Here is a 20,597-nt window from a genome sequence, read left to right on the forward strand (position 1 = left end):
CTCTGTGAAAAACGAAGTTGCCAACCATAGGGCACAGGCCAAAAGCAAGTCGATCAGCCAAAGCCCCGTTCGCAGGGAAACAACTTGACAACGAGCCGCTACTAACGTACGATTTTACGTACGAAAAGGGGGGGCAAGAATGACGACACTTTCAGCAACTGAAGCGAGAAAATGCCTGTATAGCCTCGTTGATGATGTGGCAGAATCTCATCATCCGGTTCAGATCGTGGGCAAGAGGCACTCAGCGGTCCTTATCTCGGAAGAAGACTGGCGGGCAATCCAGGAAACGTTGTATCTCACATCTATACCAGGTATGCGTGAATCCATCCAGGATGGGATCAAGAAGCCGATAGAGGAGTGTGATGAGGAACTTGAATGGTGACCTGGCGACTGGTCTTTACCAAGCAAGCTCAAAAAGATGCAAAAAAGATCGCACACTCCGGCCTTAAACCCCAAGCCGAGCGACTGCTCGAAATCCTCAAAGAAAATCCCTACAAAAATCCACCGCCATACGAAAAACTCCTGGGCGATCTGTCCGGCGCATGTTCCCGAAGAATTAATATCCAGCATCGACTGGTTTACCAGATTTTGGATGAAATCAAGACAGTGAAAGTCATCCGCATGTGGACACACTATGAGTAACGGCGGATGATCAGCGAACCAACGGGGATCAGGGTTTCTGCTGTTCGGGAAAGGGCATGGGCGGCCATCATGCTTTAAGTAGCGGAGGAAGGCTAACTCCTCCTGTCCTCCCCTTACTTAAGGGGAGGGACGTGAAAGAGTGAGAATGGCGGTATTTGATAATCTGATGTTGATTTTGACTTTGCATTTAGCTCCCCCTCGTAAAATAAGAGGGGGGGGGGGGAGTTATGAGCTTCTGCCGGAACTTCCGGCATCACTGTTTCTGCTGCTCGTCTTCCCCTGTCTTGCGGCAGTTCTCTTCAAGAAAGGCGATGAAGTCGATGTGGCTGTTGATGAACGTCAGGTTGTACCTGCTCTCGTAAAGGAGGAGGGCGCTGGCGGCGAAGAGGAACAGCCCGCCCAGAAGGGCGATTGCGGTGGGTATCCAGCTGGTTTCGGGCCCGCCGAAGGCGACATTGAAGGCTATCGCGAGGCTTGAGGCGACGAAGAGCGCCGTTGCGGTATAGAGCGCCGCCAGGGCCCGCTGGATGAGGATGGTGCGGATGCGCTGCCGCCACAGCTGGGCCCTTATGTATGCCAGCCGTTCTTCGTGAAAGGTGAAATGACCCGCCAGTATCCCCTCCACCTCGCTCTTCATGGAGTTGACCCGGTCAAAGAGCCGCCCAAGCCGGCCGGAGGTGGAAAAGATGAGGGTGCCGCAGGCGGAGATGAGCACCGCGGGGGTGATCATCGAGGTGAGGATGCGGGTGCTGGACAGGGCATCGAGGAGTTCTTTTTCGTGTAATGGCATAATCGAAACCTCTTGATTATCAGTCCCGGTAACGCTTCAGCAGGTCCCCGTAGGCGTCGATGCGCCGGTCGCGGAGAAACGGCCAGATGCGACGGACGTCCTCGCTCCTTTTCCCATCGATCTCCACCACTAGCACCTCTTCCCGGCCATTGCTTCCCTCCGACAGAAATTCCCCCTGTGGCCCGGCAACAAAGCTGTTTCCCCAGAAATCTATCCCTGCGCCCGCACCGCTCGGATCGGCTTCGAAACCGACCCGGTTGACGCTTACGAGCGGAATGCCGTTGGCCACTGCGTGGCTGCGCTGGATGGTTATCCAGGCGTCGAGCTGCCGTTTTTTTTCGGCGTCCGTGTCGTTCGGGTCCCAGCCGATGGCGGTCGGGTAGATGAGGAGTTCGGCCCCGGCCAGGGCCAGGAGCCGGGCCGCCTCGGGATACCACTGGTCCCAGCAGACCAGCACGCCGAGCTTCCCGACCGAGGTCTGGATCGGCTCGAAACCCAGGTCGCCGGGGGTGAAGTAGAATTTCTCGTAGAATGCCGGATCGTCCGGGATGTGCATCTTCCGGTACTTGCCGGCAATGGAGCCGTCCTTTTCCAGCACCACCGCCGTGTTATGGTAGAGACCCGGTGCACGCCGCTCGAACAGCGAGGTGACGATCACCACCCCCAGTTCCCGTGCCAGCGCCCCGAACTGCTCCGTTGCCGGACCGGGGATCGGCTCAGCCCGGTCGAAGCAACTGGTATCCTCGGTCTGGCAGAAATAGGGGCCGCAATGGAGTTCCTGCAGGACCACCAGCTCCGTCCCTTTTGCTGCGGCTGTTCTGATCCCCGCCATGCTCTTCTCGATGGTTGCATTTCTGTCCGCTGTGCAGCTCTGCTGCACGAGTCCGACGGTCAGGTTTTTCATAATTATACCCCTGTAATTCACATATTTTCTCAGCACTGTTCGGTTAAGTTTTCGCAAAACCGCACTTCCCCCCTCACCCTAGCCCTCTCCTTTAGGCCCGATGTTTGGGTCCACAAGGGGCGAGGGGACTTTAAAGCTCCCCTCCCTTGATGGGAGGGGTTGGGGGAGGGTGCAATGTGCTGGTTTTCATGGCTTGGAGTGTCAGTGCAATTTTCTCCGGACATTACTGATATTTTCCAAGACCCGCCCCTACGGTTTCAAAATCCCCTTCGGCAGCTGCATGGTGACGCAGTGCAGCGAGCCGTGCTGGAGGATCAGGGGGAGGCAATCGATGCCGATGATCTCCCGGTCGGGAAAGGCTTTGGCGATGGCCGCAAGCGCTGCTGCGTCGTTTTTGTCCCGGTAGGTGGGGACGAGCACTGCCCTGTTGATGATGAGGAAGTTGGCGTAGGTTGCCGGGAGGCGGTCACCCTCCTCGTCGTATCTCACTTCCGGCCAGGGAAGCGGGATCAGCCGGTAGGGGCGGCCGTTGGTTGTCCTGAAGGCCTTCAGCTCCCTTTCCATGGCAGAAAGTGCCTGGTAATGCTCGTCATCTGGATCGTCGCATGTCACGTAAGCGATGGTGTCGTTCGGACAGAGCCTGGCGAGCGTGTCCACGTGGGAGTCGGTGTCGTCTCCTGCCAGGTAGCCGTTTTCCAGCCAGAGGAAGTGCCCGGCTCCGCAGAGTTCCTTCAGCGCATCCTCCACTTCGGTTCTGCTCAGGTGCGGGTTGCGGTTCCCGTTCAGCAGGCATTCGGCGGTGGTCAGGATGGTGCCGTGACCGTCGCTCTCGATGCTCCCCCCTTCCATGATCAGTCCGATGGTCTTGAGCGGCGTGGCGCCGAACGCCCCCAATTTATGGAGACGGCGGGTGATCTGGTTGTCCTGGTCTGCGGCGAATTTCAACCCCCAGCCGTTGAAGCCGAAATCGAGGATGAGCGGCCGGCCGTCCTCAAGTACGGTGATAGGACCGAAATCCCTGGACCAGGTGTCATTGATATCCATCTCAAAGAGCCTTATCCGCTCAAGAGCCGCGCCGCTTTCCTGCAATTTTTTTCTCATCGGCGCCGTATCGGGGGCCACGACTACTACCTGCTCGATGAGGCTTATCTGTCTGACTATTTCAACGAAAACCGGCTCCACTGCGTCAAGCCATGGGCGCCAGTCGCTTCCTTCGTGGGGCCAGGCGAGGAGGACGCCGTCCTGTTCCTCCCACTCGGCGGGTAATCTGCGCAGCATATATTCCATCCCGGATCGAAAGATTATCGGAACTATAACCAATACAAAGGTAACAAGTCAAAAGCATTGCACGCGGATAACTTCTGATCGAATCGGATAAAATCGGATTAAAGGCAACTCTAAGGGTTTAGAACAAAAGTCTTTAAATCTGCCCTTATCAGAAGTTATCCGATTTGATCCGCGTGCAATGAATTCTGCCTTTGTTTGGAGGATAATTCCGAAGATTAATGCAAAAAGGGAAGTTTATAGAAAAGAAGGGGAAAATGCAATTGTGAAGAGAACGGCCATGGCTGCGGGTGACTGTCGATGCAACCGGATGCGGGAAAGAGACGCTGCCATCGGTGAGATCGAGCTGATGAGCGGCCGTGCTTCTCCTTTTTTGTTCGTGCGATTTCTAGTCAAAATAATCGTGGTAAAATGATAATCATGATAGTCGTCGAGACCTACAAGGGAAAATCGATTACCGAGCACCGGGTGGAGATCGTCGAGCGGAAGGGAACGGGGCATCCCGACCAGATCTGCGACTCGATCATGGACGCCATATCCGTGGCCCTGTCCCAGGAGTACCTCCGTGAATTCGGCACGATCCTCCACCACAACATCGACAAGAGCCTCCTTGCCGCCGGCAGGGTCGAGAAATTTTTCGGCGGAGGTCATGTGGTGCAGCCGATGGAGCTGATCATCGGCGATCGGGCCACCTTCCGGGCCGCCGGGCGGGAGATCCCGGTCGCAGAGATCGCCGTGGCCGCCGCCAGGAAATGGCTCGGGGCAAACATGCGCTTCGTCGATCCGGATCGGCACCTGAACTACAGGATCGTGCTCGCCCCCGGTTCGGAGGAGCTGACCGACATCTTCGCCCGGCCCGGCGAGGTCCGGGTGGCGAACGACACCTCGGCCGCCGTCGGCTATTACCCGTTGAGTCCGACGGAACGGGCCGTGCTGGATCTGGAGCGGCATCTCAACTCGGCCGCGTTCAAGGGGCGCTATCCGGAGACCGGCGAGGACGTGAAGGTCATGGGGCTGAGAAGGGTGAACGTCCTGGAACTGACGGTGGCCATGCCGCTCCTTGCGACTTTTATCCGGTCGGAAGAGGAGTATTTCGCCCGCAAGGAGGCGATACTCAAGGAAATGCAGGGATTTCTCGGCGACTATACCGGCTTCAGGAGGCGAGAGGTCCATTTCAACGGCCTCGATGCGCCCGGCCGGGGACTCGGCGGCGTCTACCTGAGCCTGCTCGGCACATCGGCCGAGGATGCGGATTCGGGCCAGGTGGGGCGCGGCAACCGGGTGAACGGCCTCATCTCCATGAACCGGCCGATGGGGACCGAAGCTGCTGCCGGAAAAAACCCGGTGAGCCACGTGGGGAAGATTTACAACGTCCTCGCCCACAAGATCGCCCGGGAAATCTTTGAAACCATTGACGGCATAAAGGAGGTCTACGTGCTGCTCCTCAACAGGATCGGCACCCCCATCGATCAGCCGCAGATGGCCACCGCCCAGCTTCTCCTTGAGCGGGGACGGAAGATCGACGAGATAGCAAAGACCGTGGAAGACATCTTCGAACGGGAATTTGCCGGGATAAACGCCTTCTGCACGGCGCTTGCCCGGGGGGAGTATCCGGTCTGCTGAAGTGATCCGCATTACAGCTCCAAAACCGCCTTCCGCGCCTTCTCGACGATCTCACCGGGGGATTCCCCGCTGAATCGGAGCGGTTCGCCGAAGGTGACCGTTACCCGCCCCCTTCGCGGCCAATGCGCGCCGCGGGGAAACACCTTTTCCAGACCTGCGATCTTTACCGGCACGACCGGTATCCCCAATTCCCTAACCATTATGCCGAGTCCTTGCTGAAAAGGGAGGAGGCTGCCGTCCTCTGACCTTTCCCCTTCCGGGAAGAGGAGGATGTTGATCCGGTGGTCGGCGAGCTTCCCCATGAACTGCAATGAGCGGCGGAATACCCCCGATTGTGGGAGGGGGAAGAGGTTGAGGGCTACGGTTCCGTACTCGTAGGTGAAGCGCTTCCAGATGCGCTGGCCGCTGTTTTTGAAGTTTTTGAAGAAGAATTCCTCCTAGGCGGCAGTGGCGGTGCGATAGCGCCACTGCCGCGGCATGGAGAACATGATTGCGGGCTGGTCGAAATAACTCAGGTGGTTGGCGATAAACATGACCGGCGCATCCGCCTTGGCCAGATTTTCCACCCCGGCCGTCTCAAGCTTGACGAAACAGCGCAGGAGGGGGTAATGGAGGAGGGTGTCGCAGAGCCGCCTTATGCCGCGCACCGGAAGACTGTTCGACCAGAACCGCAGCCGCCGACCTCTGCCGGATTTTTTTCGTGCTGCGATTATCCGCCGCAGGTCGGAAACCTTTGTCATCTGGTCGATGGCCGAGTCTTCCAGGTCGAGCCTGTATTCCTGTTCGATCTGGTTGATCAGCTCCAGTCGGCCGATGGAGGTGAGTCCCAGGGATGTGACCAGGAAAGAATCCTCGCGGATATCGCGGCCGTTCACGCCGGTGATGCGGGCTAGAAGGTTCAGCAATGAGTCCGCAGAAATCCCTGCTTCACTTTCCCGGCCTTCCCTGATCCGCTGTTTCACCTTGAACTTCTGGATTTTCATGGTGGTGGTTTTGGGAAAGTCGGTCTCGGGCCAGAGGGAAAAACCGGTGATCCTGTGCAGTTCGTCAAGGCGGCTATTGGCGTCCGCAACTATTTCTTCGGCGTTCCTGCCGCGTCCGTCAAGGATGAGCACGGCATGAACCTCTTCTCCTGCTCCCATGTCCAGGCCGATAACACATGATTCCTTGACCCCGGGCGTCCTGTCGAGGATGTTTTCGATCTCGTCGGGGTAGACGTTGATCCCGGCGCCGGTGACGATCAACTCCTTGCTTCTCCCCTTGATTCGCAGCCACCTTTCCTCGTCCAGCTCCCCCATGTCTCCGGTGCGGAACCAGCCGTCTTCGGTAAACGCATCCGCCGTAGCGGCGGGGTTCTCGTAGTAGCCGCGAAAGACATTTTCTCCCCTGACAAATACCTCGTCATGTTCGATTTTCAGCTCCACACCGGGGAGCGCCTTTCCCACGGAGCCGACGAGCTGCCTCTCCAGCGTGTTGGCCGTCAGTACCGGCGAGCATTCCGTCAGGCCGTAACCCTCTACCACCGTAAAGCCCATGGCGTCCCAGAAACGGAATACGTCAGGAGCGAGCGGTGCCCCGCCTGAGACGAAGAGGGTGAAATGTCGGCCGAACTTCCGCTGCACCGGAGAGAAGAGGAGCTTTCTCGCTTCACGCGGCAATTTCTCTGCCGATTTCATGAGACCATGGAAAACGCCAGCCAGGTGTTTGGCCGCGAATTCCCCTTCGATGGACCCTTTCAGAAGTTGCAGGAGGCGTGGCACGGCGATGACGGCGTAGATGTCTTCGTCGGCAAGCGCTTCCATGATGGCAGACGGCTTGAGGGTGCGGAGGTAGACGATGGCGGCGCCATGGTAGAGCGGGATGAAAAATCCCCCCATCTGCTCGAACATGTGGGAGAGCGGCAGCAGAGACAGGAAGGAAAACTCCTGGCCGACCACGGGAATGTGCCGGTTTACCTGGCTCAGGTTGGCGAGCAGGTTGCGATGGGTAAGGATCACCCCCTTGGGTGTGCCGGTGGTGCCTGAGGTGTAGATGAGCTGGGCAGCCTCGTCCGGTTCCGGTGAGGCAATCTTCATGAGCGGCTCAAGCCCGTCGAGGAGAAACTCCAGCTCTTCCATGAGGACGGCCGGGTGCTCCGTCATTCTTTCAAGTTTATAGCGGCTCTGGATGACGAGCCGGGCACCGGTCAGGTTGGCGATGGTCTCGGCGCGCTCCCGGCCGGACATGAAGTCGACCGGCACGACAATCCCGCCGCGGATGATGATCCCCCAGAACGCCACTGCCCACCAGGGAGAATTCGGCCCCCAGAGCAGTACCCGGTCTCCATGTCCGATTCCCTGTCGGGCAAGCCAACGGTTCATCTTCAGTGACAAATCGGTCAGTTGTTCATAAGAGAAGACGAGGCGTCGCACACCGGTGCGATAGATCAACGAGGTTTCGTCGCCACGGTTTTTAAAGGTCTGGAACAGATCCGACAGGTTCTTCATCTTGTTCCTTCTTCTGCTCATAATGTTTTTATTGTTTCGGTGGTTAAACATATCAATGGTAGGGGCGAGGCTTGCCTCGCCCAATCGGGCAGGGCAGCCCCTGCCTTACCTCAGTGTTTTACATGTTTAGCCATCGGAGCAATAACTATAGCATTACATTCAATGAGCGCCAAGCCTGTTAGCACTGTTTGTGCTTTTGAGCGAGATGGTCGGCAAAATATGAATAAATAAATGCAAAGGACTTGAAAATAAAATTAGCGTGATATAATAAATGATATTTAAAAATGCGAGGAAAAGGAGATGCATTGATGGGGGTATTGGTGCTCTACAACAACAATGTTTATGACGTGGTCAGTGAGGAACGTCTGGATTCCCTGATAGCTGAAAAAAAAATAGTCGGTTATCACCGTTCAACTGAATGGGTGACCGTTGGGCATGACCCGTTAAGAGTGGATGGCGGAGCGTTTACGGACGGGGAAAGAGGAACGAATGCAGAAAGTGAATGATTGCCTGGAATGATCGGCTGTGACGTCGGTGAAGTGCATTATAAAGGCATCTTTTGCCTCACAAAGGAGCGTATTATGAAGTCTTATGTGAGCGCGGTTCCATTGTTCGTACTTCTGGTTTTCGGGATGGCATGTCCTGTGGGAGCCGATGTCGGCGCAGGCAGTAAAGTCGTTTATGAAGTCGACAGCAGGCTTGTATTGAGGGGGGGCGCGGCAGAGGGAAATGCTGCCGAGTTCATGGATTCCGATGGACTGGTGGGCGATAATGGGAAGAAAAAGACCATCACATGGTGTCGCAAGGCCGCCAGGAATGGAAATGCCCAGGCCCAGTACGATCTGGGGAGCATGTACTACATCGGTTGGGGTGTTGAAAAGGATAAAAGCGAGGCGATCATATGGTTCCGCAAGGCCGCTGAGCTGGGGCATATCCCGGCGCAGAACGCTCTTGGTCTTATTTACTCGAGCGGTGAGGGGGGCAGACAGGACAATGTTGAAGCTGCCAAGTGGTTCCGAATGGCCGCAGAGCAAGGTGATGTAGATGCCCAATATAATCTGGGCTGCATGTACTATAACGGTTGGGGCGTTGAACAGGACAAACACGAAGCTGCAAAGTGGTGTCACAAGGCTGCAGCACAGGGTGATGCCCAGGCTCAATGCATTCTTGGCGCCATGTATGCTAAAAACGATGGGGTAAATCAGGATCTTGCAGAGGCAATAAAGTGGTTCCGAAGGGGCGCGGAACAGGGGAACCCCATAGCACAACACAACCTTGCCGTTCTATATGAAGACGGAAAAGGGGTGAAGCAGGATAAACAGGAAGCAATCAAGTGGTATCGTTTGGCGGCCCGACAGGGGGTGACGCAGTCGCAGGAAGCGCTGGCACTTCTCGGTGAGCATTGACGGACGCGATGAAACGGTGGCTGAAATAGGTAAATGTCTGTAGTTCGGGGAATAAAAAAGCCGCATCCGAAGATGCGGCTTTTTGCAGGCATTGAACAATTGCTTACTTAGCAGCGGGAGCGGCAGGAGCAGCAGCAGGAGCAGCTTCCTTCTTCTTCTCGGCTTTCTTTGCAGCTTTTTTCTTTGCAGCTTTTTTCTTTGCAGCAGGCTTTTTCTCTTCTTTGGCGATCGGCGGATGGCCAGCAGGCATGCCGGCAGGAGCTGCTTCTTTGGCAGGCTCAGCGGCGAAAACAACACCGGCGAAAGCTACGGCTACGAGGGCTGCAACAACTGAGGAAAGAACTTTTTTCATGATAATACCTTTCTTTATACTTTGTGATAGTAAACCCGATTTCCTAACAGCAGATACCATGCCAGTTTCAATGAACAACGCAACCAGCCGATATTGTTGAGATGATCGCATTGGACGAGTAATGCCCTGCCGGGATGTATCCCTTAAATCATCATAGTTGTGCCTCATATGCGGTATAACCCGGCGGTGAATGGGTTGCACTTCGCCATATCTGCTCTACAATATACCGGTAACTTTCTAACGAGCGTGGCAGCAGATTATGCGCGTATATACTGCTATATTTCAGCTTCATCTGCCCAGCCGTTCTCTCAAGGGGAAAAGAAGTATTGTCAAGAGCATCCTGGCGCGGGCTCGTAGTCGTTTTAATGTGGCGGCAGCCGAGGTGGACCGGCAAGACGAGCACGGGACGGCAATCATTGCTTTTGTCACGGTCGCAGAAAATGGCTTGCAGGCCCGCCGGCTCCTTGAAGAACTTGAAGCGTGGCTGGTTGATGAACGACCTGATGTGGATGTGGCGGCAGTGGAAATTGAAGAACGGTGAGGGTTAATAAAAGAAAAGGGAGGAAAAACATGGCTTATTCAGCTAAAGATTATGCAAGACTTATCGGAATGGCGGGGTTCAGCGAGACGCTTCTTAAGAATCACTTTACGCTTTATCAGGGGTATGTGACCAACACCAACAAGGTGCTCGACATCCTTGAGCAGATGCTGAAAGAGGATAAGACCGCCACACCCGAGTTTGCGGAGCTGAAAAGGCGGCTCGGCTGGGAATTTAACGGCATGCGTCTTCACGAGTACTATTTTGAAAACCTCGGGGGGAATGAGCCGCTTGATGTCAACGGCAAGCTGGGGAAGATGATTGCCCAGGGCTTCGGCAGCATTGAAGCCTGGGAAAAGGATTTCAGGGCAACGGGCGCCATGCGCGGCATCGGCTGGACCGTGCTCTACCATGACCCGACCAACGGCAGGCTCACCAATTTCTGGATCAATGAGCACGACGTTTCCCACCCGGCCGGTTGCAATCCCATCCTTATCATGGACGTGTTCGAGCATGCCTTCATGCTTGATTACGGCCTGAAGCGCGCCGATTACATTGAGGCGTTCTTCAAGAATATCGACTGGAAGGCTGCCGAGGCCAGGCTCAAGTAAGCAGGAGAATGGAGCGAGGAAAAAGGAACGAGGAGAAAGGAACGAGGAGAAAGGAACGAGGAACGAGAAGAGCCTTTAACCTAGAACCTAGAACCTCGAACCTCGAACCTCGAACCTCGAACCTCGATCCTCGATCCTCGCACCTCGCACCTCGCACCTCGAACCTCGAACCTCGAACCTCGAACCTCGAACCTGTTCGGGAGGAAACATGAAAGCCTTGATCATCAGTGCAGACAATTTTGAAGACTCGGAACTGCTGGTGCCATACTACCGTTTGAAGGAGGCGGGTATGGCGGTTGATGTGGCCTCCATGAAAAGCGGGTCCATCCGGGGGAAACACGATTACGAAGTGGCCGTGGCTAAGACCCTTGACGAGATCAATCCTGACGATTACGCCATTCTGATTCTTCCCGGTGGCAAGGCGCCGGAGAAAATAAGAAAGGAAACAAAGGCGCTGGAAATTGCCCGGAGCTTTTTTGCGCACAACAAGCCGGTTGCCGCCATCTGTCACGGACCTCAGACATTGATAAGCGCCGGGTTGGTAAAGGGGAGACACGCCACCTGCTACCGGTCGGTAGCGGGCGAGTTGAAAGATGCCGGCGCACTCTACGAGGACAGGGAAGTGGTGGTTGACGGTAACCTGGTTACTTCCAGGGAGCCATCGGACCTGCCTGCATTCATGCGCGAGACCATGAAACAGTTGAAACTTTAGTGACAGGGTAAAAAATGGGGGGCAACGGATGAAAACTTATGTATCTGTCTTTGTTGTGGCGATTTTCTGCTTCCTTCTTCCGGGGGTGTCGTCGGGGGAGGAAAAGCTCTTCAAGGCCACAATCGATACTGACGGGGTGCAGCGGGTGGACATCGTGGGCGGAGGTTATTTCTTCAATCCCAACCACATCATCGTCAAGGTGAATGTGCCGGTGGAGCTGAAGATCAGAAAAGAGTCGGGGGTAGTTCCCCACAACTTTGTGCTCAAGGCCGCTGAAATGGCATTGGATCAGGATATATCCCTGGGCACTGAGCCCAAGGTCGTCAGATTCATTCCCACAAAGCCTGGTAAATACCCGTTTTATTGCAGCAAGAAACTGTTGTTTTTCGAGAGCCACCGTGAAAAAGGGATGGAAGGCGTGCTTGAGGTGGTTGAATAAGGATTGCGGACCCCTGATAAAATTGTACGCAGAAAACAGGCGGAGCAGCAATGCTCCGCCTGTTTTTTGTCATCAACTGTTCATCCCAAAAACGGCAGTTAGCCACGAATGACACGAATAAACACGAATGTTTCTAACCCCTTGTTAAGTCTTGAGTAGTCACCGACCCGGTGAGGGTTTTTTGCATCACAAGAGCTTGTATATTTGTGCAAATTTGTGAAAATTCGTGGTTAAAATGTTTTTTATAGGTTCATGTAAGGTGCCGGTCTCTGTTCTTCAAATATACGCTTCACACCGTGCCTAAACAGTGCTATGTAATGACATGTAATACTACGTTACCAACCGTTTTTGAATGGAGCAGAACGATGGCAAATGAGGACCTCACCCGATTAAAGATAGACAAGGCAGCGGTCGGCACCCGTCGGCCTCGACATAGAAAGCCGCTGTTCTGGGTGGTTATCGGCCTGCTCATTGTTGTCATGGGCATCCTTGCCATGAAAGGGGTCTTCACCCCGAAGGTGGAGGTAGAGTTGGCGACGGTTTCTCAGGTCTATCCTTCCCAGGCATTTACCCTCCTGAATGCCAGCGGTTATGTGGTTGCCCAGCGCAAGGCGGCGGTGGCGTCCAAGGCAACGGGCCAGTTGGTATGGCTGGGAGTGGAGGAGGGTAGCCGGGTCCGGCAGGGAGAGGTCCTTGCCCGCCTGGAGAATCGCGATGCCATAGCCTCGCGGGACCAGGCGGCGGCCAATCTGGGCAGTGCCCGGGCGGCACTGGAGCAGGCAAAGGCGGAGTTGCAGGATGCAACGCTTGCCTACAACCGGCAAAAGGAGCTGCTTTCCCAGGGGATCGTGGCAGAAGCCGACTTCGATGCGGCCTTCGCGCGTTACAAGCGGGCAAAGGCCGGGGTAAGCGGGGCGGAATCCAACATCACCTCTGCATCAGCCGCCCTCCAGGGGGCGGATGTGGCGATAGACTACACCCTGATCCGCGCCCCCTTCGATGCTGTGGTGTTGACCAAAAACGCAGATGTGGGTGACATCGTCACACCGCTTGGAGCGGCGGCAAATGCCAAGGCTGCGGTCGTGACCATAGCCGACATGGGGTCGCTCCAGGTGGAGGCCGATGTTTCGGAATCCAACCTGGAAAAGATCAAGGTCGGGCAACCGTGCGAGGTCATTCTTGATGCACTGCCCGAAGTCCGGTCCCGCGGGATTCTCCACACGGTTGTTCCCACCGCTGACCGTTCCAAGGCGACAGTGATGGTCAAGGTTAAATTTCTCGACATGGACAAGCGGATACTGCCGGAGATGAGCGCCAAGGTGGCTTTTCTGGAAAGACCGGTGAAGAGCGACGAGCAGCGGCCCGTAATAGCGTTGAATCCCCAGGCAGTCTCGACCCGCAACGGGAAAAAATTCGTCTTTATCGCGAAGGGTGATCGGGCGGTGGAGACGCAGGTCGATGTCGGTGCGCCGATCGGCGATATGGTCCGGATCGTGAGCGGGGTCAAGGCCGGTGACAAGTTGGTCGTGAAGCCGCTGGATAAGCTCAAGGACGGCTCGCGGATCAAGACGGCGGAGAAATAAGTAAAGGTATTTTTCGATGACAAACGATAAACCTCCCATGGTGGAGATTAAAAACCTTTCCAAGGCTTACCGGCGTGGCAGCCAGATCATTCCGGTGCTTCAGGACATTACCTTCGACATCGGCGAGGGTGAGTTCATGGCGCTCATGGGGCCGTCCGGCTCGGGAAAGAGCACCCTCCTGAACCTGATTGCCGGGATCGACAAGGCCGATACCGGCATTATCCGGGTGGGCGGGGTCGACATCACCACCCTGACAGAGGCAGAGCTTGCCGGCTGGCGCGCCGCAAACGTAGGCTTCATCTTCCAGTTCTACAACCTGATGCCGGTCCTCACCGCCTATGAGAATGTGGAACTCCCCCTGCTCCTCACACCTCTTAGTCGAAGAGAGCGGCGGGAGCACGTGGAGATGGTTCTGGGCGTGGTAGGGCTTGCCGACCGGATGGATCATTATCCGTCCCAGCTTTCCGGCGGTCAGCAGCAGCGGGTGGCCATTGCCCGGGCCATAGTCACCGATCCGACGATCCTGGTGGCCGACGAGCCGACCGGCGATCTGGACAGGGTTTCGGCCGAAGATATCCTCAGCCTCATGGACAATCTCGTTCATAAATTCGGCAAGACGATCATCATGGTGACCCACGACCCGCGGGCGGCGGAAAAGGCCCACATTATCCAGCATCTGGAAAAAGGGGTTTTGACGGCGTAGCACGCAGCACGCTGAACGATCATGTTCATACTCAAACTCATCATACGCAATGCTTTCCGCCACAAGCTCCGTTCCTTCCTTACCGTCCTCGGTGTGGCCATTGCCATCCTTGCCTTCGGTCTCTTGCGGACCCTGGTCGGACTTTGGTATCTGGGGGTGGAGCAATCGTCCGCCACCCGTCTTGTTACACGCAACGCCATTTCTCTCGTTTTTTCTCTCCCGATTTCATATAAGGACAGGATCAGGCAGATCCCGGGGGTGAAGCAGATCTCCTACGGCAACTGGTTTGGCGGAATCTATATCGACGAGAAGAACTTTTTCCCCAATTTCGCCGTTGAGCCGCGTAGCTACCTCGAACTCTACCCCGAGTTCGTTCTCTCTCCGGGAGAGAGAGACGCCTTTATCCACGACCGCCGGGGTGCTGTGGCCGGACGCAAGCTGGCTGCCAAGTACCGCTGGAAGGTCGGCGACATGATTACCCTCAAGGGGACCATCTTTCCCGGTGAGTGGGAGTTCGTGCTGCGCGGCATTTACCGCGGCGCGCAGAAAAGTACGGATGAGACCCAGTTTTTCTTCAATTGGGAGTATCTCAACGAGACCATGAAGAGAACGGTGCCGCGCCGGGCCGACCAGGCGGGTTTTTACATGATCGGCGTGACCAAGCCCGAGCTGGCTGCCGAGGTGTCGCAGGCGGTGGACAGCACCTTCAGGAACTCCCTGGCCGAAACTCTCACGGAGACGGAAAAGGCCTTTCAGCTGAGCTTCGTTTCCATGACCGAGGCGATCATGATCGCCATCAAGATCGTTTCCTACGTGGTGATCGTCATCATCATGGTGGTGGCTGCCAATACCATGGCCATGACGGCACGTGAGCGGATAGCCGAGTATGCCACGCTCAAGGCCCTCGGTTTCGGCGCGGGTCACATAGCCGGAATCGTCTTCGGCGAATCGATCGTCATCGCCATGATCGGCGGCGGAGTGGGGGTGCTCCTCACCTTCCCTGCAGCCCACTGGATCGAGACCGAACTGTCCCAGTTCTTTCCCGTCTTCAGCGTCTCTCCGCTCACCGTTTACCTCGATCTGCTGGCCGCCCTGGTAATAGGGGTGGTGGCATCGATCTTTCCCACATGGCGCGGGGCGACGATCAGGATTGCCGATGGGTTGAGGAGGATCGGGTGATGGGCATCCCCTACTACTACAGCTTCAGAAACCTCTGGACCCGCCGCCTCACCACCATCCTCACCGCATCGGGGATGGCGCTGGTGGTGTTCGTCTTTGCCGCCACCCTGATGCTGGCCGAGGGACTGCGCAAGACCCTGGTGGATACCGGCTCCTATGATAACGTGGTGGTGATCCGCAAATCGGCCACCTCCGAGGTGCAGAGCGGTGTGGAGCGCCAGCAGGCATCTGTCATCGAGAGCCAGCCGGAGGTGGCGATGGGCGCTGCCGGCCGCCTGCTTCTGGCCAAGGAGCTTGTGGTGCTCATCAACCTGCCGAAGCGGGAGACTGGCAAGCCGGCCAACGTCATCATCCGCGGCATCGGTCCCGCCTCCATGTGGCTTCGACCCCAGGTAAGGCTCGTTGAAGGGCGGATGCCGAGGCAAGGCTCTGCGGAGGTCATCGCCGGCGCCAGCATCGCCAAGCGCTTCAAGGGGGGAGGGCTCGGCGAGACGCTCCGTTTCGGCATGCGCGACTGGACCGTTGTGGGGGTCTTCGATGCGGGGAGCACCGGCTTTTCTTCGGAGATTTGGGGTGATGTGGACCAGCTCATGCAGGCGTTCCGCAGGCCGGTATACTCGTCGGTCCTCTTCAAGCTGCGTGATCCGGGCGAGTTCGGGCGTTTCAAGCAGCGGATCGAGAACGATCCCCGTCTGACCGTCGAGGCCAAACGGGAGACCAGGTACTACCTGGACCAGTCGGAGGCCATGTCGAAATTTCTCACCATCCTGGGGATTGCCCTGACCATCATCTTTTCTCTCGGCGCCATCATCGGGGCGATGATAACCATGTTTGCGGCCGTGGCCAACCGGATCGTGGAGATCGGCACACTGCGGGCGCTCGGATTCGGTCAGGGGAGCATCCTTGTCGCCTTTATCATCGAGTCGCTTTTTTTGGGCCTTCTCGGCGGGCTTGTCGGCCTTTTCTTCGCTTCGTTCATGCAGCTTGTCACCATTTCCACCATGAACTGGCAGTCCTTTGCCGAACTGGCCTTTTCTTTTACATTGACCTTCGAGATTGCCTGGAAATCGCTCCTTTTTTCCCTTGTCATGGGCTTCGTCGGCGGGGTGCTGCCGGCGTTCCAGGCGGCGCGGATGAATATCGTCGACGCCCTCCGTTCAACCTGAACAACAATAACAACATCGTCAAATCCAACGGGGTGTGTAGATGAAGTTCTCCAATCTGCGTTCAAGATTCATTGCTCTATTCATGCTCATCGTGTCGGTCATCATCTACGGCATCGATTATCTCGTTTCAGGCAATACGGGGGAAATCTTTACCGGATTTCTCGGTAACCTGGCCTTTCTTCCGATCTACGTGCTGTTCGTCACCCTGATGATCGAACGGGTTCTCAAGGAGAGGGAACGGGAGGCCATGCGGCAGAAGCTGAATATGGTCATCGGCGTCTTTTTCAGCGAGGTCGGCACCATCCTGCTCAGGGACTGTTCCGGCTTCATCACGGATTCGCGGGAACTGTCCGGGCGGCTGAAAATCGCTTCCCAATGGACGGCCGGCGATTTCAACAATGTCACGGAATTCCTCCGTGGCCACGAAATCCAGGTGGATAGCCAGAGGGGCGACATCGTTGCCTTGAAAGCCTTTCTACAGGAGAAGAGAAGTTTCATGCTCGGCCTGCTGGAAAACCCCAATCTCCTGGAGCATGACGAGTTCACCGACCTGCTCTGGGCCGTTTTCCATCTCATCGATGAGCTGGAGGCGCGCAAGTCGCTTGCCGGTCTGCCGGCGGCGGACATGGAGCACCTGTCGGGCGACATAAAACGGGCTTATAACTATCTGCTCAGGGAATGGGTGGTGTACATGCGGCACCTGAAGGAGGCGTACCCCTATCTCTTTTCCCTGGCGGTCAGGACCAACCCGATGAATCCCGATGCGCGGGTGGAGATAACATAGGGGAGGGTGAGCAAGGGTTTATGGTTGCAAGTTTAAGAAAATTTCCGTTGTCTGCCGTGGCAGCGCTGGTTATCGGCTGCCTGAGCTGCGCATGGTCCTTTGCGGCTGATGAAAGGGCGCTTCCCGGCGACGGGCAGTTGCCCCCTCCGGCAGTCCGTGCAGATAAAGGGGTTGACCTTTTAAAGCGGTTGTGGGAGCAGCTTCTCCCGGAAAGAAGGGACGATAAGAACTTGCAGGATTATCGTGCTGCAACTGTTCTGCGTTCCCTTGATCCGCAGCGGTATCCCCTTCTTCCCTCTGCCGATGGCGGGACGATACTGCTCGATCCCGAGGGAACGCTGCCGATGATGGTGAAATCGTACATTCTGCAGAAGGAGCCGGGGCTTCGGGTTGTATCCGGGAGTCCCGATAATCGCAAGCAATTCTATAGTTCTCTCCTCGCTGCCGGGAAATTCCTCTCTGTCGATGAGGAGGTAAGCCTTGCGTTTGGCGAAGACCCGACGGTTGTGACCTATGTTGACTTCAAAATCGAAAAAAAAGGGAAAGGCCTGCACGAAACCGAGAGCGTCCTGCTCAACGTCGATGAAAAGCGGGGAGGGATCCCCGCAGTGCTGCGCTCATTGCTTGAGGAGAGAGGATTCAGGATAATCGATGCCTATCCGGCTTTTACGGTGAGTGAGCAGAGAAATCAATATCGGCTTCATCTCGTTTCAACCGTTGACCCGCTCAAGATCGTTGATTCTTTGCTGCATGCCCTGGCTCTTCCCTACGAAATCGACAGACCGATCGAATTTGCCGGTCATGATCCCGACGCAAAACAGGTAAACAGGGTAGCCAGGTATTTCGAGCTGAACGGCCGACGTTTCGTGGTAGCCCTTTTCAACGGAGATCCGGCGAGTTACACGCTTTTGCGCCTTCTGGAAACCAGCGGATACCAGGTAGTTATGCTCGATGCCCGGGATGACTTGCGCAAGGTTTCCGGCAAGCTGCTTCCCCGGCTGGGGATATCCGCCGAGTACGTCAGGCACGATCTTTTGCCGGCCCCGGACCGCCGCTATAACGTGCGGATGTCAGGGGTCATGCTTTCCGACAGGAACGGTGGCGGAAGCATATTTCTGACCGACAAGCTTTTGGATAAAGAGATTGGAAAGCTGCTTGAAACTGCGGGATACCACCTCGTAAAAAATAATGAGTATCGTTGATCTGTTGACGGTTTATCATGGGGGTAGTCAATCCAGAAAATATTTGCATTTTTAGAACCTTTGCTATAAATTAGCCCCTCCATAAATATCCAGAATCCTTCCTAAGGTGATTCACCTTGCAAAAAAAGAAAACACTTTCAGATTTAAGAAAAGAGATCGACTCGTTAGACGACCGGATGCTGGAGCTTTTGAACGAGCGCGCTTCCCGTGTCATCGAGGTGGGGCGTCTCAAGGCGGGTTCAAAAAGCGATTTCCATGTGCCGAGCCGTGAACGGGAAATCTACGAGCGTCTCATCGCCCAGAACCGCGGACCCTTTCCAAGCCAGGCGCTGAAAAGCGTTTTCCGGGAGATCATCTCCGCTTCCCTCGCCCTGGAAGCGCCGATGAAGGTGGCGTTTTTCGGCCCGAAGGCTACCTTCACCCACATGGCCGCCATGCAGCAGTTCGGCCTCTCCGCCGAGCTGGTGCCGCAGAAGTCGATACCTGCGGTCTTCGAAGAGGTGGAGAAGGGGAGGGCGCTGTACGGGGTGGTGCCGGTGGAAAACTCCACCGAAGGAATGGTTTCCCACACCCTGGACATGTTCATGGAGAGCGAGCTGAAGGTAAATGCCGAGGTGCTCCTGGAGATCCACCATTATCTCCTTTCCCGCACCGGCCGGATGGAGGATATCAAAAAGGTCTGCTCCCACCAGCAGCCCATTGCCCAGTGCCGTAACTGGCTGGCCGAGAACCTGCCGAACGTGCCGGTCGTTGATGTTGCATCCACGGCCGTGGCCGCCCAGATCGTCAGCGAGGATTACACCGCTGCCGCCATCGCCAGCGAACTCGCCGCCTCCATGTACGACCTCAAGGTGGTGCGGGAGCGGATCGAAGACCAGGTGAACAACTTCACCCGCTTTCTCATCATCGGCAAAAAGATGGCGGAAAAGAGCGGCGACGACAAAACTTCCCTCATGTTCTCGGTCAAGGACGAGGTCGGCATTCTCTACCACATGCTGGAGCCCTTCGCCAAGCGTGGAATAAACCTCTCCAAGATCGAATCCCGACCACTGAAAAAGAAGGCGTGGGAGTACATATTCTTCCTCGACCTGGTTGGGCACATCTCTGATCCCGTCATTGCGGAAGCGGTGCAGGAACTCAAGGGGTGCTGCCAGTTTGTCAAGGTTCTCGGGTCGTACCCGAGAGCAAAATAACGTATGTGTAGGGGCGCGGTTCTCGCGCCCTGGGCTGGGTTCTCGCGTCCAGGGCGGGGTTCTCGCGCCCTGGGCGGGGTGACCCCGCCCCTACGAAATCACGAATTGTTACGGGAGAAATCCATGCCGCTCATTCAGCGGTTGGCCATAATCGGCGTCGGCCTGATCGGCGGCTCGCTGGCCCGCATCCTCCGGGAAAAAGGGGCGGTTGTCGAGATCGTCGGGATCGGCAGGGGCGAAGCTAATCTGCGCAAGGCCGTGGAGCTGGGTGTAATCGACCGTTACTCCCTTGACCCCGTTGCCGGCGTGGAAGGGGCTGACCTGGTTTTTCTTGCCACGCCGGTCTGTTCCATTATCGACATGGTAGCCCGGATTGCGCCTGCCCTTGCTCCCGGTTGTGTGGTGACCGATGGCGGAAGTGTAAAGGGGGAGATCGTGGCGCCCTGTGAAAAGCTGCTCCCGCCAGGGACATTTTTCGTCGGCGGTCATCCCATTGCCGGCACGGAGAAGTCCGGGGTGGAGGCCTCTTTTGCTGCGCTCTACCAGGGAAAACGCTGCATTCTGACCCCGACGGCCCAGACCGACGGGGAGGCGCTGCGCAAAGTGGTGCGGATGTGGGAACTCGCCGGAAGCGAAGTGGTGTGCATGGATGTGGAGAAGCATGACCGGGTGGTGGCTGCCATCTCCCACTTGCCGCACATGGTCGCCTATTCGCTGGTCAACGCGGTGGGCGGCTACGACCGCTTTTCAGAGAACATCCTCAAGTATTCGGCCGGCGGTTTCAGGGATTTTACGCGCATCGCTTCTTCGGACCCGGCCATGTGGCGCGACATCGCCCTTATGAACAGGGAAGCCGTTCTGGAGATGATGGATTTTTTCAGCGAATATTTCGCCGGCTTGCGCAACCTCGTAGAGAAGGGGGACGGCCATGGCCTGGAAGCGTTCTTTGCCCGGTCGAAGCAGAACCGGGACGCCATTTCATAACCAATAAACATTGCCG

General features: G+C 56.3%; 23 protein-coding genes. 17 read left to right on the forward strand and 6 right to left on the reverse strand.

Features of this window, described 5'->3' with window-relative positions:
• Positions 1-139 precede the first annotated feature (139 nt).
• Both GURA_RS07330 and GURA_RS07335 read left to right on the forward strand, forming a co-directional pair.
• Positions 140-382 carry a type II toxin-antitoxin system Phd/YefM family antitoxin gene (locus tag GURA_RS07330; protein ID WP_011938359.1) on the forward strand — a complete coding sequence of 81 codons (243 nt, stop codon included), beginning with the start codon at positions 140-142 and terminating at the stop codon, positions 380-382.
• On the forward strand, positions 376-642 hold the full coding sequence (locus GURA_RS07335) for a Txe/YoeB family addiction module toxin (RefSeq protein ID WP_011938360.1): 267 nt from the start codon (positions 376-378) through the stop codon (positions 640-642). Before GURA_RS07330 ends, GURA_RS07335 begins: the two co-directional genes overlap by 7 nt.
• Positions 643-895: 253 nt before the next feature.
• Here GURA_RS07335 and GURA_RS07340 read toward each other — a convergent pair whose 3' ends face one another.
• The 3 genes from GURA_RS07340 to GURA_RS07350 all read right to left on the reverse strand — a co-directional run bounded on the left by GURA_RS07340 (position 896) and on the right by GURA_RS07350 (position 3,614).
• Positions 896-1,432, reverse strand: coding sequence for a DUF2721 domain-containing protein (locus GURA_RS07340; protein WP_011938361.1), 537 nt, complete (start codon positions 1,430-1,432; stop codon positions 896-898).
• A gap of 19 nt (positions 1,433-1,451) precedes the next feature.
• Positions 1,452-2,336: a carbon-nitrogen hydrolase gene (locus GURA_RS07345; RefSeq protein ID WP_011938362.1), complete on the reverse strand. Its 885-nt coding sequence runs from the start codon at positions 2,334-2,336 to the stop codon at positions 1,452-1,454.
• Positions 2,337-2,585: 249 nt separating this feature from the next.
• Positions 2,586-3,614, reverse strand: coding sequence for an agmatine deiminase family protein (locus tag GURA_RS07350; RefSeq protein WP_011938363.1), 1,029 nt, complete (start codon positions 3,612-3,614; stop codon positions 2,586-2,588).
• A 417-nt stretch (positions 3,615-4,031) separates the two neighbouring features.
• Here GURA_RS07350 and GURA_RS07360 point away from each other — a divergent pair, with 417 nt between their 5' ends.
• Positions 4,032-5,243 (forward strand): methionine adenosyltransferase, encoded by a 1,212-nt coding sequence (locus GURA_RS07360; RefSeq protein WP_011938364.1) that lies wholly within the window; start codon positions 4,032-4,034, stop codon positions 5,241-5,243.
• An 11-nt stretch (positions 5,244-5,254) separates the two neighbouring features.
• Here the strand turns inward: GURA_RS07360 and GURA_RS24905 are convergent, their stop codons facing one another.
• Together GURA_RS24905 and GURA_RS07365 are read right to left on the reverse strand one after the other, a co-directional pair.
• On the reverse strand, positions 5,255-5,545 hold the full coding sequence (locus GURA_RS24905; RefSeq protein ID WP_232279014.1) for a lysophospholipid acyltransferase family protein: 291 nt from the start codon (positions 5,543-5,545) through the stop codon (positions 5,255-5,257).
• Between the two features lie 135 nt (positions 5,546-5,680).
• On the reverse strand, positions 5,681-7,729 hold the full coding sequence (locus GURA_RS07365; protein WP_232278985.1) for an AMP-binding protein: 2,049 nt from the start codon (positions 7,727-7,729) through the stop codon (positions 5,681-5,683).
• 308 nt (positions 7,730-8,037) lie between these two features.
• On the opposite strand from GURA_RS07365, the gene GURA_RS07370 reads away from it, so the two are divergent.
• Positions 8,038-8,235: a GSU3473 family protein gene (locus GURA_RS07370; protein WP_041245334.1), complete on the forward strand. Its 198-nt coding sequence runs from the start codon at positions 8,038-8,040 to the stop codon at positions 8,233-8,235.
• Positions 8,236-8,310: 75 nt separating this feature from the next.
• Complete coding sequence (locus tag GURA_RS07375; protein WP_011938365.1) at positions 8,311-9,135, forward strand: tetratricopeptide repeat protein; 825 nt, start codon at positions 8,311-8,313, stop codon at positions 9,133-9,135.
• A gap of 103 nt (positions 9,136-9,238) precedes the next feature.
• Here the strand turns inward: GURA_RS07375 and GURA_RS07380 are convergent, their stop codons facing one another.
• Positions 9,239-9,487: a hypothetical protein gene (locus GURA_RS07380; RefSeq protein ID WP_041245335.1), complete on the reverse strand. Its 249-nt coding sequence runs from the start codon at positions 9,485-9,487 to the stop codon at positions 9,239-9,241.
• 259 nt (positions 9,488-9,746) lie between these two features.
• Between GURA_RS07380 and GURA_RS07385 the strand changes: the two genes are divergently transcribed.
• The 12 genes from GURA_RS07385 (at position 9,747) to GURA_RS07440 (ending at position 20,581) form a co-directional block, all read left to right on the forward strand.
• On the forward strand, positions 9,747-10,028 hold the full coding sequence (locus GURA_RS07385; protein WP_011938367.1) for a DUF503 domain-containing protein: 282 nt from the start codon (positions 9,747-9,749) through the stop codon (positions 10,026-10,028).
• Positions 10,029-10,057: 29 nt separating this feature from the next.
• Complete coding sequence (locus GURA_RS07390; protein ID WP_011938368.1) at positions 10,058-10,636, forward strand: superoxide dismutase; 579 nt, start codon at positions 10,058-10,060, stop codon at positions 10,634-10,636.
• Positions 10,637-10,844: 208 nt separating this feature from the next.
• Positions 10,845-11,348, forward strand: coding sequence for a type 1 glutamine amidotransferase domain-containing protein (locus GURA_RS07395; protein ID WP_011938369.1), 504 nt, complete (start codon positions 10,845-10,847; stop codon positions 11,346-11,348).
• A gap of 28 nt (positions 11,349-11,376) precedes the next feature.
• Positions 11,377-11,787 (forward strand): cupredoxin domain-containing protein, encoded by a 411-nt coding sequence (locus GURA_RS07400; RefSeq protein ID WP_011938370.1) that lies wholly within the window; start codon positions 11,377-11,379, stop codon positions 11,785-11,787.
• Positions 11,788-12,152: 365 nt separating this feature from the next.
• The gene (locus GURA_RS07405; RefSeq protein ID WP_011938371.1) at positions 12,153-13,370 is read left to right on the forward strand and encodes an efflux RND transporter periplasmic adaptor subunit; all 1,218 of its coding nucleotides are present in this window, start codon (positions 12,153-12,155) and stop codon (positions 13,368-13,370) included.
• Between the two features lie 16 nt (positions 13,371-13,386).
• Positions 13,387-14,073: an ABC transporter ATP-binding protein gene (locus GURA_RS07410; RefSeq protein WP_011938372.1), complete on the forward strand. Its 687-nt coding sequence runs from the start codon at positions 13,387-13,389 to the stop codon at positions 14,071-14,073.
• A 21-nt stretch (positions 14,074-14,094) separates the two neighbouring features.
• On the forward strand, positions 14,095-15,252 hold the full coding sequence (locus GURA_RS07415; protein WP_011938373.1) for an ABC transporter permease: 1,158 nt from the start codon (positions 14,095-14,097) through the stop codon (positions 15,250-15,252).
• Positions 15,252-16,418 carry an ABC transporter permease gene (locus tag GURA_RS07420; RefSeq protein WP_011938374.1) on the forward strand — a complete coding sequence of 389 codons (1,167 nt, stop codon included), beginning with the start codon at positions 15,252-15,254 and terminating at the stop codon, positions 16,416-16,418. Before GURA_RS07415 ends, GURA_RS07420 begins: the two co-directional genes overlap by 1 nt.
• 40 nt (positions 16,419-16,458) lie before the next feature.
• A complete protein-coding gene (locus GURA_RS07425) occupies positions 16,459-17,202 on the forward strand; it encodes a hypothetical protein (protein ID WP_011938375.1) in 744 nt (247 codons plus the stop codon).
• A gap of 20 nt (positions 17,203-17,222) precedes the next feature.
• Positions 17,223-18,404, forward strand: a complete 1,182-nt coding sequence (locus GURA_RS07430; RefSeq protein WP_011938376.1) for a hypothetical protein — start codon at positions 17,223-17,225, stop codon at positions 18,402-18,404.
• A gap of 116 nt (positions 18,405-18,520) precedes the next feature.
• Complete coding sequence (gene pheA / locus GURA_RS07435; RefSeq protein ID WP_011938377.1) at positions 18,521-19,597, forward strand: prephenate dehydratase; 1,077 nt, start codon at positions 18,521-18,523, stop codon at positions 19,595-19,597.
• A 123-nt stretch (positions 19,598-19,720) separates the two neighbouring features.
• Positions 19,721-20,581, forward strand: a complete 861-nt coding sequence (locus tag GURA_RS07440) for a prephenate dehydrogenase (protein WP_011938378.1) — start codon at positions 19,721-19,723, stop codon at positions 20,579-20,581.
• Positions 20,582-20,597 lie beyond the last annotated feature (16 nt).

Origin of the sequence: Geotalea uraniireducens Rf4 (assembly GCF_000016745.1) — a bacterium.
Classification (GTDB): domain Bacteria; phylum Desulfobacterota; class Desulfuromonadia; order Geobacterales; family Geobacteraceae; genus Geotalea; species Geotalea uraniireducens.

Excerpts from the sequence above, each read along its gene's own strand:
- GURA_RS07330 (WP_011938359.1), top strand. The coding sequence starts at position 140 with ATGACGACACTTTCAGCAACTGAAGCGAGAAAATGCCTGTATAGCCTC.
- GURA_RS07335 (WP_011938360.1), top strand. The coding sequence starts at position 376 with ATGGTGACCTGGCGACTGGTCTTTACCAAGCAAGCTCAAAAAGATGCA.
- GURA_RS07340 (WP_011938361.1), bottom strand. The coding sequence starts at position 1,432 with ATGCCATTACACGAAAAAGAACTCCTCGATGCCCTGTCCAGCACCCGC.
- GURA_RS07345 (WP_011938362.1), bottom strand. The coding sequence starts at position 2,336 with ATGAAAAACCTGACCGTCGGACTCGTGCAGCAGAGCTGCACAGCGGAC.
- GURA_RS07350 (WP_011938363.1), bottom strand. The coding sequence starts at position 3,614 with ATGCTGCGCAGATTACCCGCCGAGTGGGAGGAACAGGACGGCGTCCTC.
- GURA_RS07360 (WP_011938364.1), top strand. The coding sequence starts at position 4,032 with ATGATAATCATGATAGTCGTCGAGACCTACAAGGGAAAATCGATTACC.
- GURA_RS24905 (WP_232279014.1), bottom strand. The coding sequence starts at position 5,545 with ATGGGGAAGCTCGCCGACCACCGGATCAACATCCTCCTCTTCCCGGAA.
- GURA_RS07365 (WP_232278985.1), bottom strand. The coding sequence starts at position 7,729 with ATGAAGAACCTGTCGGATCTGTTCCAGACCTTTAAAAACCGTGGCGAC.
- GURA_RS07370 (WP_041245334.1), top strand. The coding sequence starts at position 8,038 with ATGGGGGTATTGGTGCTCTACAACAACAATGTTTATGACGTGGTCAGT.
- GURA_RS07375 (WP_011938365.1), top strand. The coding sequence starts at position 8,311 with ATGAAGTCTTATGTGAGCGCGGTTCCATTGTTCGTACTTCTGGTTTTC.
- GURA_RS07380 (WP_041245335.1), bottom strand. The coding sequence starts at position 9,487 with ATGAAAAAAGTTCTTTCCTCAGTTGTTGCAGCCCTCGTAGCCGTAGCT.
- GURA_RS07385 (WP_011938367.1), top strand. The coding sequence starts at position 9,747 with ATGCGCGTATATACTGCTATATTTCAGCTTCATCTGCCCAGCCGTTCT.
- GURA_RS07390 (WP_011938368.1), top strand. The coding sequence starts at position 10,058 with ATGGCTTATTCAGCTAAAGATTATGCAAGACTTATCGGAATGGCGGGG.
- GURA_RS07395 (WP_011938369.1), top strand. The coding sequence starts at position 10,845 with ATGAAAGCCTTGATCATCAGTGCAGACAATTTTGAAGACTCGGAACTG.
- GURA_RS07400 (WP_011938370.1), top strand. The coding sequence starts at position 11,377 with ATGAAAACTTATGTATCTGTCTTTGTTGTGGCGATTTTCTGCTTCCTT.
- GURA_RS07405 (WP_011938371.1), top strand. The coding sequence starts at position 12,153 with ATGGCAAATGAGGACCTCACCCGATTAAAGATAGACAAGGCAGCGGTC.
- GURA_RS07410 (WP_011938372.1), top strand. The coding sequence starts at position 13,387 with ATGACAAACGATAAACCTCCCATGGTGGAGATTAAAAACCTTTCCAAG.
- GURA_RS07415 (WP_011938373.1), top strand. The coding sequence starts at position 14,095 with ATGTTCATACTCAAACTCATCATACGCAATGCTTTCCGCCACAAGCTC.
- GURA_RS07420 (WP_011938374.1), top strand. The coding sequence starts at position 15,252 with ATGGGCATCCCCTACTACTACAGCTTCAGAAACCTCTGGACCCGCCGC.
- GURA_RS07425 (WP_011938375.1), top strand. The coding sequence starts at position 16,459 with ATGAAGTTCTCCAATCTGCGTTCAAGATTCATTGCTCTATTCATGCTC.
- GURA_RS07430 (WP_011938376.1), top strand. The coding sequence starts at position 17,223 with ATGGTTGCAAGTTTAAGAAAATTTCCGTTGTCTGCCGTGGCAGCGCTG.
- GURA_RS07440 (WP_011938378.1), top strand. The coding sequence starts at position 19,721 with ATGCCGCTCATTCAGCGGTTGGCCATAATCGGCGTCGGCCTGATCGGC.